Source organism: Massilia consociata (assembly GCF_042432755.1).
Classification (GTDB): domain Bacteria; phylum Pseudomonadota; class Gammaproteobacteria; order Burkholderiales; family Burkholderiaceae_D; genus Telluria; species Telluria consociata.
Genome location: NZ_JBHLWP010000044.1, coordinates 86,934 through 97,041, shown reverse-complemented (window position 1 = coordinate 97,041; position 10,108 = coordinate 86,934). Strand labels below are relative to the sequence as shown.

At 65.2% G+C, this 10,108-nt stretch carries 8 protein-coding genes; 3 read left to right on the top strand and 5 right to left on the bottom strand.

Features of this window, described 5'->3' with window-relative positions; all coding sequences use genetic code 11:
• Positions 1-265 precede the first annotated feature (265 nt).
• The 4 genes from ACFFJK_RS22840 to ACFFJK_RS22825 all read right to left on the bottom strand — a co-directional run bounded on the left by ACFFJK_RS22840 (position 266) and on the right by ACFFJK_RS22825 (position 5,936).
• The gene (locus ACFFJK_RS22840) at positions 266-1,114 is read right to left on the bottom strand and encodes a fumarylacetoacetate hydrolase family protein (protein ID WP_379681952.1); all 849 of its coding nucleotides are present in this window, start codon (positions 1,112-1,114) and stop codon (positions 266-268) included.
• A gap of 127 nt (positions 1,115-1,241) precedes the next feature.
• Positions 1,242-2,558 (bottom strand): PQQ-dependent sugar dehydrogenase, encoded by a 1,317-nt coding sequence (locus ACFFJK_RS22835; RefSeq protein ID WP_379681951.1) that lies wholly within the window; start codon positions 2,556-2,558, stop codon positions 1,242-1,244.
• Positions 2,559-2,704: 146 nt separating this feature from the next.
• On the bottom strand, positions 2,705-3,919 hold the full coding sequence (locus ACFFJK_RS22830; protein ID WP_379681950.1) for a YbfB/YjiJ family MFS transporter: 1,215 nt from the start codon (positions 3,917-3,919) through the stop codon (positions 2,705-2,707).
• 4 nt (positions 3,920-3,923) lie between these two features.
• A complete protein-coding gene (locus tag ACFFJK_RS22825; RefSeq protein ID WP_379681949.1) occupies positions 3,924-5,936 on the bottom strand; it encodes an FAD/NAD(P)-binding protein in 2,013 nt (670 codons plus the stop codon).
• Between the two features lie 302 nt (positions 5,937-6,238).
• Between ACFFJK_RS22825 and ACFFJK_RS22820 the strand changes: the two genes are divergently transcribed.
• The 3 genes from ACFFJK_RS22820 to ACFFJK_RS22810 all read left to right on the top strand — a co-directional run bounded on the left by ACFFJK_RS22820 (position 6,239) and on the right by ACFFJK_RS22810 (position 9,407).
• A complete protein-coding gene (locus ACFFJK_RS22820; protein ID WP_379681948.1) occupies positions 6,239-7,063 on the top strand; it encodes an alpha/beta hydrolase in 825 nt (274 codons plus the stop codon).
• Between the two features lie 121 nt (positions 7,064-7,184).
• Positions 7,185-7,640 carry a cache domain-containing protein gene (locus ACFFJK_RS22815; protein WP_379681947.1) on the top strand — a complete coding sequence of 152 codons (456 nt, stop codon included), beginning with the start codon at positions 7,185-7,187 and terminating at the stop codon, positions 7,638-7,640.
• Positions 7,641-7,694: 54 nt separating this feature from the next.
• Positions 7,695-9,407 carry a methyl-accepting chemotaxis protein gene (locus ACFFJK_RS22810; protein ID WP_379681946.1) on the top strand — a complete coding sequence of 571 codons (1,713 nt, stop codon included), beginning with the start codon at positions 7,695-7,697 and terminating at the stop codon, positions 9,405-9,407.
• An 11-nt stretch (positions 9,408-9,418) separates the two neighbouring features.
• Here the strand turns inward: ACFFJK_RS22810 and ACFFJK_RS22805 are convergent, their stop codons facing one another.
• The gene (locus tag ACFFJK_RS22805; protein WP_379681945.1) at positions 9,419-9,988 is read right to left on the bottom strand and encodes a DNA-3-methyladenine glycosylase; all 570 of its coding nucleotides are present in this window, start codon (positions 9,986-9,988) and stop codon (positions 9,419-9,421) included.
• Positions 9,989-10,108: the final 120 nt, after the last annotated feature.

The window sequence follows — 10,108 nt, the reverse complement described above, 5'->3', positions numbered from 1 at the left end:
GGCATGGGTATCGCACAACTCCCGCAGACACACCGTCTCGCGTTCGATTACACGCTTGAAGAGCAGGATACCATTCTTGGAAAGCCGTTCATCACCGAACAGGCCAATGCAGTGCTCATCAGCTAATAGCTCTTCCGTACTCACGGCCGCCTCCACAATCCTGAAACCATCCCGTCAGCATACGCCGAATCGATGTTTCAGGAATGTGGATGTACGTTAGGGCGAAGGCCGGGACCCAAGTTCGCGGCGTACTACCGACGCCTCCTTACTTCGGAAACGCCACCACTTCCGCCTGCTGCTCACCCAAACCGGCAATCCCCAGCCGCAGCTTGTCGCCCTTCTTGAGGAAGCGCTGCGGCGAGCGGCCCATGCCCACACCCGGCGGGGTGCCGGTGGTGATGATGTCGCCCGGCTCCAGCGTCATGAAGCGCGAGACGTAGCTGACGATTTGCGCCACGGTGAAGATCATGTTCGACGTGTTCCCGGTCTGCATGCGCTTGCCGTTCAGCTCCAGGTACAGGTCGAGGTCCTGCACGTCATGGATCTCGTCGCGCGTTACCAGGAAGGGGCCGACCGGGCCGAAGGTGTCGCAGCCCTTGCCCTTGTCCCACTGCGAGCCCATCTCGAACTGGAAGGCGCGCTCGGACACGTCGTTGACCACGCAGTAGCCGGCCACGTATTTCAGCGCCTCTTCTTCGCTCACGTACTGCGCGCGCTCGCCGATCACCACGCCCAGCTCGACTTCCCAGTCGGTCTTCTTCGCGCCTTTCGGCAGCTGGATCGGGTCGTCCGGACCGTTCAGGCAGCTGGTGGCCTTGGTGAAGAAGATCGGTTCCTTCGGCACCGCGGCGCCGGTTTCAAGCGCATGGTCGGCATAGTTCATGCCGATACCGATGAACTTGCCCACGCCCTTCACCGGCACGCCGAAGCGCGGGTTGCCGCGTACAAGCGGCAGCGTCTTCCAGTCGACCTTCGCCAGCTTGCGCAGCGCCTTGCCGGACAGGACCGACGCGTCGATGTCGTCGATGATGCCGGACAGGTCGCGCAGGCGGCCCTCTTCGTCGAACAGGCCCGGCTTTTCCTTGCCCGGGCGGCCATAGCGCACCAATCTCATTGTTTGTCTTCCCTGGTAATCAACACAACAGGCCCGAGCGGGCCGAGGCGGCGATGATACCAAAGGATCGGCGCGGCCGGCCCGGACCCTGCGCTGCCGGTGGACGGTTGTACGCAGGGTGACCGGCTTACCGCGTGTCCGGCGTGATGCGCCAGATCACGTTGCCGACATCATCGGCCACCAGCACCGCGCCGCGCCTGTCCACCGCTACCCCGACCGGGCGGCCGAGCGCATTGCCGCCCTTGTCGACGAAGCCGGTGAGCAGCTCGACCGGCTTGCCGGCCGGCTTGCCGTCCTTGAACGGGACGTAGACCACGTTATAGCCCGACAGCGGCTTGCGGTTCCAGGAACCGTGCTGGCCGATGATGGCGCCGTTCTCGAATTGCGGCAGCAGCGAGCCCGTATAAAAGGCTAGCCCCAGCGCCGCCACGTGGGCTCCCAGCGCGTAGTCCGGCACGATCGCCTTGGCCACCAGGTCCGGGCGCGGCGGCTTGACGCGCTCGTCCACGTGCCGGCCATAGTAACTGTACGGCCAGCCGTAGAAGCCGCCGTCCTTCACCGAGGTCAGGTAGTCCGGCACCAGGTCGCTGCCGATCTCGTCGCGTTCGTTCACGACGGTCCACAGCACGCCGGTCTCGGGATGCCAGGCCAGGCCGTTCGGGTTGCGCAGGCCGGACGCGAACAGGCGGGTCTTGCCAGTGGCGATGTCCACCTCCAGGATGGCGGCGCGGTCGACTTCCTGGTCCATGCCGTTCTCGCCGACGTTGCTGTTCGAGCCCGAGGTGGCGTACAGCCTGCGGCCGTCTTCGCTGGCGATGATGTTCTTGGTCCAGTGGTGGTTCAGCGGCCCGCCCGGCAGCGGCGCCACCGGCTGCGCGCCCGCCGTGATCTCGGTATCGCCTTCCCGGTAAGGGAAGCGGACGATGGCGTCGGTATTGGCCACATACAGCATGTCGCCCACCAGCGCCATGCCGAAGGGCGAATTCAGTCCTTTCAGGAAGACCTTCTTCACTTCCGCGACGCCGTCGCCGTCCGCATCGCGCAGCAGCGTGATGCGGTTCGCGCTCGGCACCCCGGCGCCGGCCCGCTCCTGGACCTTGCCCTGGATGTAGGCCTTGACGCCCTTCTTGGCCGGCTGCTTCGGCGCATTGGTTTCGGCCACCAGCACGTCGCCGTTGGGGAGCACGTACAGCCAACGCGGATGGTCGAGGCCGGACGCATAGGCATTCACCGCCAGACCCACCGCCGCGGCCGGCCTGCCGCCTTGCGGCCAGCCCTTGGCCGGCGCGATATCCACGGTCGGGATCAGGCGCTTGACCGGCGCCACCAGGGTCGGTTGCGGCCCGACGTCGGCGCCGGGGCTCAGGGTGGATTTGTCGCCGCAGGCGGCGAGCAGCAACAGCATGGCGCCCGCCGGGAGGCGAAGCAGGATGTGGTCGCGCATGGTTTTCTTTCGGTAGGGACGGACGGTAACCGTTTGTCATGATGCTAGCCAGAACGGCCATATTGCGCCGTCCGTTACCGTAGAGAAAACTCGACCTCATCATGCCGGCGCACGCGGGCGCCCCGCTGCCGTGCCCGCACCGGACTTCAGGCCGTCTCGAAACCGGACGTCGCCAGCGTGCCGGCACGCTGGCGTAGCAGCGCGATGGCGAGAATGCACAGGACCGAGACGGCGAGCGCGACGGCGCTGATCACGAACAGCAGCGCATACGACTGGCGCCCCGCCATGATCCACACCATGGCGCTGGCGCCGCCGGCCTGGGCAAGCGAGAAGCACAGGTTCATCGCGGTCCAGTTGCGCCGGTGATGCCGGGCGCCGCCGATTTCCAGGGCAAAGCCGGACGCCGCGCCGACGATCCCGGGCGAGAAAAATCCGACCAGCACCGACGAGACCAGCAGCGCGACCGTGCCCTCGGCAAACAGCGGCAACGCGACGCCGAACGCCTTCAGTGCGAATGCGACCGCGAGGGTCCGGGTCAGGCCGAAGCGGTCCGCGATCATCCCGGTCAGGTAGGGGCCGCAAGCCGCGCCGGCGCCGAAGCAGGCCCAGAAGAACGCGGCCATGGCCAGCGGCCGATGCAGCTCGCGGGTGATGTAGTCGGCCCAGAACAAGGTGTGCGGCAGGTAGCCGATGGCGTTGAGCGTGTAGGCCAGGCACAGCAGCATGACCGGCATCGACAGGCGTGGCCGGCCAGTTGCCGCTGCAGGTGCGGCGGCGGGGATGGGCACGGCGGGCCAGTGGCGCCAGGTCAGGGCCGTCAGCAACGCACAGACGACGCTGAGCGCAAGCCAGGTCAGGGTCAGGTCGTGGTTGGCCAGGCTCGGGACGATGGTGGCGGCGGCGACGATGCCGAGCCCGACGCCGGAGAAGATCACGCCGCCGACGCGGCCGCGGCGTTCGGCCGGCGTGCCCGGCAGGATCAATACCGGGGCCTGCACCATCAGGATCGCGCCGCAGATGCCTGCCACCGTGCGCCAGAACAGGAACCACGGCAGGTCCCCGTCGCGCCAGCTGCAGGCGAGAAGGCTCAGGGCGCACAACAGCATCGCCGCCCGCACCATGTTCCCGGCCGTGCACCGGCGCGCCAGAACGGCCGCGATCCCGATGCCGAGCAGGTAACCGGTCAGGTTGGCCGCGCCGAGGTGGCCGGCCTCGGTCAGGTCGAACCAGGCCTGCTGCACCAGCAGCGGCAGGATCGCGGCATACGCGAAGCGCCCGATCCCGACGCCGACCAGGGTGGCGGCCATGCCGCACAGGCCGGGACCGGCCAGGGCGGCGCGGGCGCGCAGGGACAGCAGCATGCGGTCAGGCTGCGCTGAGGTCGGTGGACAGCTTCCGCTGCGTGGCCGGCTCGGCCGCTTCGCCGGGTGGACGGGCCAGCACGAGCTGCTCGACGACGGCGCAGCGCGCCGGCTCGGCCGCAGCCGGGACCGCGGGACGCGCGTTGCGCTCGGCAATCGCCTCCATCATGCGCCCCACCGCGCGCCCGGCATCGACCATCGAGGTCGAATTGGCGCCGGGACGCGGCAGCACGAAGGTGTAGAACTTGCAACCTTCGACCAGGGTGCCCAGTGCCCACAGGGTCGTCTGGGTGGCGCCATCCTGCGCGACCACGTTCATGTTGCGGTCGATGGTAATGCCACCCGGATGGAACTTGCCGTTCATAAAGGGGCGAACAATACCTCGCTGCAACATCTTGCGCATCAGCGGGGACTTGTCTTCCAGCGGCCCCGGCAACGAGGCGCGGCCCCGGATCAGCACGTCGGCCTGCGCCGTATCGCCGTTCCAGTGGCTGTGCACGACGAAGTGGCCTGTGCGCTCGTCGAGCACGCTGTTGGCGCCGGGACCGAAATCGGAACGAACGACGCCGGCATCCATCAGCGCCAGCAGTTGCGCGATGCGCTCCTTGGGCGGCCCGACCGCAAGCCGGTTCATGATCGGGAGGAATTCCGACAGCACCCAGCGGTGCGACTGTTCGGTCAGCCCGCCATAGTCGATCGCACTGCGCACCACATCGCGCACGTCGCGCAGCACGTCGCATGCGGACTTGAGCGGACCGTCGAGATTGCCGAGACAGGCCTGCTCGTAGTCGCGCCACATGTAGCCGCGCAGCCAGTCGTCGTACTGGCGCCGGCTTTGCAGGGCGCGCGCCGGTATCGGATTGACCAGCGCATGCCACGACAGCTGGTCGCGCCGTGGCACGAATTTGTCGATCAGCGCCTCACGCGCCTCTTCCCCGTCCGCAGCGAGGAACTCGTTACTGAACATCAATGCCGTGAGCTTGTCCTGGCGCCGGTGCAGGTACGAGAAATAATAGGCGAACTGCATGTCGCACCACAGCAGCGGCATGATGTGCCTTTCGAAATCGAGCTGGCCGCCCGGAACCTCCTGGCGCAGCGCCTCGACCCGCGTAAAGGTCAGGAATTTCGGCTTGTACTGGCCGAACACGCCCTTCTGGTTGGTGGCGCGCGCCGTCAGCGGCAGCCCGGAGCGCGAGTACAGCAGGATTTTCGGCTCCTGGCCCGACGCGCGGTAGCGCAGCCGTCCCGGCGGTTCCGCCTTCCCGCATGGAACAAAGCTGCCGCCGCGTCCCGCCGTCAGTTGCGACAGCAAGTCGAAGGTGGTCAGCCCGACACCCTCGATGGCAACGGTATCGCGCGCCGTCACGCTCGAGACCGCGTTGCGGATCGGGTAGGGTTCGAGCACCAGCTGCAGGCGCGGGTTGTGGGTACGCGCGCTCTCGACCCGCTGGGTCAGCGTGCGTTCGGCTTCGCTGGGCAGCTTGCGCGCGTGGCCGGTGGTCAGGAACACGAAGTCGACCGGATAGGCGGCGCCGTCGTAGGACACGCTCCAGCCATCCCCATCCGCCTCGAGGTCGTCGACGCTCGCGAAGTTATGCAGGTAAATCGTCACGTGCGGCGGCGCCAGTTTTTTCAGGTACTCGAAGCCCCAGCGCAGGTAGTCGCCGAACAGGGCGCGCGAGTAGTAGCCGTTGCGGTCGATCTCGACATGGCCGGCGGTCGCATCCGGAGCGCTGCCACTCTTGCTGCCCAGCCAGTCCGCGAACGAAGGCCCGTACAACAATGGGCCGCCGCCGCGCACCGTGTCGTCGGAAAACTGGGTCATCTGGCAGGCAACGGTATTGACCAGGAGATGGTCGCCCTGATCGGTCGTGTGGCAGCCCGGCCCGAATTCCTTGCCATCAAACAGGTACAAGGCCAGCGGGGTTGCGCTCGCATCGTTTCGTGCGTACGCAATGATCCGGTCGAACACGGAAATGCCGCGCGGCCCAAGGCCGATAATTGCGATCTTGTACATGTAAACCTCATGTTAACGAACTTGAAAGCAAAGCGGGTTGGCCAGCCCGCTCGGGAGGGGTATGTGAATTGGATATTTCCGTACGGAACACACGGATCATAGAGATAAAGCGGCAATGCTTTTTTGCGTGGCCGCAACTTTGTCGGCAAGTGCCTGCCGAGTGAACAGCCCGCTGATTTTTCCTGCGTTTTCTGACAATTCTCACGAGAAATTACGCGCGACTGGCCGACACTTCTGCTTTTCCAGATATTTATTTTTGGAACTTTTTTTGCTGCCACCAACACCTCAATGAAAGGCCAGGAATGAACCCAGCTCCGATGCACCGCCGCCGCTTCCATGCCACTGCACTCGGCTTGCTTCTGGCATCGCCGGCCATGGCCGCCCGCCCCTCCGCTGTGCCGGTCGCCGGCAAATCGAAGACGTTTGTCCTGGTCCATGGCGCGTGGTACGGCGGCTGGTGCTGGGATGCCGTCGCCCAGACCCTGCGTGCGCAGGGGCACTGGGTGTCCACCCCCACCTGCCCCGGCCTGGGGGAGCAGGCGCATTTATTGTCCAAGGACATCTCCTTGACGACCTTCGTTACCAGCATCGCCAATCACATCCGGTACGAGAACCTCAAGGATGTCGTGCTGGTGGGTAGCGGCTTTGCCGGGGTCGTGATCAGCGGGGTTGCCGACAAGATTCCCCATCTGCTCAAGAACCTGGTCTTTGTCGATGCCATGGTGCTCGATAGCGGCCTGTCGGTGTTCGAGGCGCAGCCGGCCGCAATCACCAGGAAGCGGCTGGAACAGGCTGAGCGCGAGGGCAAGGGCATCGCCATCCCGGCACCCCCAGTCAACTCCTACGGCGTCCTGGACAAACAGACGATCGCCTGGCTCAGCGAGCGCCTGACGCCGCAGCCGCTGGGAACGTACCAGGAAAAACTGGTGTTGAACCAGCCGCTGGGGAACGGCGTGCCGCGCATCTATCTCGACTGCATCGCTTCACCCTTCGAGCCCCTCGTCGAAGTAAAGAAGGGCCTGAAGCGTCAAGGCGGGTGGAAATGGGTTGAAATCAATACTCATCACAACCCGATGATCACCGAGCCGCAACTGCTGGCGGACCATCTCGGGCGGCTCGACGCCTGAAATCCAACACCCATCCCGAACATTGCGTGCACGCAAATGGACGGAGGAACAGCGGCAGTAAATTACCCAATGCAGGTAGGAAATATTTATTTACTGAATCTTCAGCGAGGAGAAGCACATCATGAAACTGCTGTTTACTGCCGCAGCACTAGCCTGCACCATCGTTGCCGGCAATGCGTACGCCAATGAACCCACCGAGAAAGATGCAGTTGCCCTGGTCGAAAAAGGCGTCGCTTTCATGAAAGCGCAAGGCAAGGATGAACTGATCAAGCGGATCAACGGCAAGGATCCGGCCTTTTTCCAGGGCTCCCTGTACCTGCACATGCGCGACGCCAGCAATGCCATCATGCTGGCGCACCCCGTCAACCCGACGCTGATCGGCAAGGACCTGATCGACGTCCCCGATACCAACGGTAAGAAATACCGGCGCGAAATGGTCGAACTGGCGGCGACCAAGGGCAAGGGCTGGTACGACTACACCTACAAGAATCCGGTCACCGGCAAGATCGAGCCGAAGAACACCTACATGGTGAAGGTCAACGATGTGGTCCTGGAGGCAGGTATTTACAAGCGGTAAAAAACGCGATGCGCGGCCCGGCCATCCGGCCGGCCGGCGCTGGTAGGGGGAGATATGCTGAAAAAACTACGGATCGGTCCCAAACTGCTGCTGGCGCCGGTGCTCGTGCTGCTGCTGCTGCTGCTGCTTTCCGGCGCCGCCTATTACGGCATGGTGCGGCAGAACGCCTCGCTGGAAAACATCGTGCAAGTGCGCACTGCGCACTTGCAGGCCGCGGCAGACATCTCTGGCGACGCGAGATATGTGCACGCCAACGTCTACCAGCTGTTGGCCTCCATTAACGGCAGCTTCAAGCAGGAGCGGATCGACGCGCTGATTGCCGACATCCGGAAGAAACATGAAGCGATCCAGGTCCGCCTGAACGCCTTGGCCAAGGTATCCAATCCGGAGGAACGCAAGCTGGTGGATGGCTCGATCACCGCGCTTGCGGCCTACCGCAAGAGCGTCACCAACAGCATCGAATTGGGGCAAGTGGACCAGTCGCTGGCCACCGGCGCAATGCAGCTTGCGGAACAGCGCTTCAGCGAGCTCAACCAGCAGCTGGCACAGCTGTCGAAGCTCGAGCAGGAATTGAGCGCCCAGGCGCACGCTGCCGCCAAGGCCGAGTTCCGCATGCTCGGCATGACGATGGCAGGGCTGGTATTGCTGTCGATCGCGCTGTCGCTGCTCGTTACCATGCAGGTGCGGCGCAGGATGCTGGCCGATATCCAGGCGATTTCGGAAGTCGTGGCCAACCTGGCGGAAGGCCGCCTGACAAACGTGGCGGCCAACGACGGTCGCGACGAAATCGCCGCCACCTCGCGCGCGCTCGACCACACCATCGGCACCCTCACGACCACGCTGCGCAGCATCATGGACTCGGTACGCTCGATCGACACCGCCTCGCACGAAATCGCCACCGGCAACCTGGACCTGTCGACGCGCACCGAATTGCAGGCCGGCTCGCTCGAACAGACCGCCAGCGCCATGGAAGAGCTGACCACGGCGGTCAAGGAAAACGCCAACAATGCGCGCCTGGCCTCCGATCTTGCGGCCGAGGCGGCACGCCTGGCGTCGGGCGGCGGCCAGGCCATGGGCCGCGCGGTGACGACAATGGAATCGATCGAGGCCAGCTCGCGCAAGATCGTCGAGATCACCGGCGTCATCGACGGCATCTCGTTCCAGACCAACCTGCTGGCACTGAATGCGGCAGTGGAAGCGGCGCGTGCTGGCGAGCAGGGGCGCGGCTTCGCCGTGGTCGCCGCCGAGGTGCGCACACTGGCGCAGCGCTCGGCGGCGGCGGCGCGCGAGATCAAGGCCCTGATCGCGGATTCCGTCAAGATCATCGAGGACGGCAGCACCTCGGTGAGCGAGGCCGGCGCCAGCATGGGCGACATCGTCGCTTCCGTGCGCCAGGTGAACGACATCATCGGCCGCATCAGCGCCGCCAGCACCGAGCAGGCCGACGGCATCGCCGAAGTGAACAAGGCGGTCGGCCAGATGGACGGCATGACGCAGCAGAACGCGGCGCTGGTCGAAGAAGCCGCGGCAGCCGCCGAAAGCCTGCACGAGCAGACCGTCCGCCTGGCCAAGGCGGTGTCGATCTTCAAGTTTTCAGACGGCGAAGACGCCGCGCCCGTCGTGGGCGCGGACGACGAAGCGGAAGAAGACGATGAAGGTTTCCACGGCCTGCGGGAGCGGCGCGCCGCCGGCAGCCCGATGCGCGGCCGGCCGGTAGCGGCACTGCCCCCGGCGCAGCCTCAACGCCAACGCCAGCGCCGTGTGTGAAGGATGGCGGGTCAGCGGAAAGGCCGGCTGACGAAACGCGAGCCGGCCAAGCCGAAGCGCCACGGCACGTCCATCGCCTTCGAGATGCCGATGCGCGGCCCGGTAACGACCTCCAGCCCGCCCGGTCCGGGCAGCAGCTCGAATGGCGCCGCCGACAAGGCCATGCCGTTGAGCGCGCGCGTCACGCCGAGCGCCTGGCACAGTTTCCCCGGTCCGGAGCACAGCAGCCACTCGTCGTCGGCGTCGCGGCGCCTGCGCATCTCGTCGAGCCCCACTGTCGGCTCGAGCGCGCGGATCAGGACCCCGGCGCCGTGCCCCTCCTCGCGACAGACGAAGTTCAGGCACCAGTGGATTCCATAGGAACGGTAGACATAGGCATGGGCCGGCGGCCCGAACATCGAGGCATTGCGCTCGGTGGGACCGGAAAAGGCGTGCGAGGCCGGATCCTCGCGGTCGTAGGCTTCGGTCTCGACGATCCGTCCACCGATGCCGTCCACCAGCACCGTCACACCGATCAGCTGGCGTGCCACGATCTCTGCCGGCGCCGTAAAATCAATTCCCGCTATTGTCGAAATGGCCATACTCGGATTGTATACCGGCCCCGTGCACGATGTCGCTTTGGTGAAATTGACACAAATAGGCACCAATTGGCATTGCTTTGCTGCAATATCTGTATGTCTGGGGTATAGTGCCACGGTTGT

Excerpts from the sequence above, each read along its gene's own strand:
- ACFFJK_RS22835 (WP_379681951.1), bottom strand. The coding sequence starts at position 2,558 with ATGCGCGACCACATCCTGCTTCGCCTCCCGGCGGGCGCCATGCTGTTG.
- ACFFJK_RS22810 (WP_379681946.1), top strand. The coding sequence starts at position 7,695 with ATGCTGAAAAAACTACGGATCGGTCCCAAACTGCTGCTGGCGCCGGTG.
- ACFFJK_RS22805 (WP_379681945.1), bottom strand. The coding sequence starts at position 9,988 with ATGGCCATTTCGACAATAGCGGGAATTGATTTTACGGCGCCGGCAGAG.
- ACFFJK_RS22840 (WP_379681952.1), bottom strand. The coding sequence starts at position 1,114 with ATGAGATTGGTGCGCTATGGCCGCCCGGGCAAGGAAAAGCCGGGCCTG.
- ACFFJK_RS22815 (WP_379681947.1), top strand. The coding sequence starts at position 7,185 with ATGAAACTGCTGTTTACTGCCGCAGCACTAGCCTGCACCATCGTTGCC.
- ACFFJK_RS22820 (WP_379681948.1), top strand. The coding sequence starts at position 6,239 with ATGAACCCAGCTCCGATGCACCGCCGCCGCTTCCATGCCACTGCACTC.
- ACFFJK_RS22830 (WP_379681950.1), bottom strand. The coding sequence starts at position 3,919 with ATGCTGCTGTCCCTGCGCGCCCGCGCCGCCCTGGCCGGTCCCGGCCTG.
- ACFFJK_RS22825 (WP_379681949.1), bottom strand. The coding sequence starts at position 5,936 with ATGTACAAGATCGCAATTATCGGCCTTGGGCCGCGCGGCATTTCCGTG.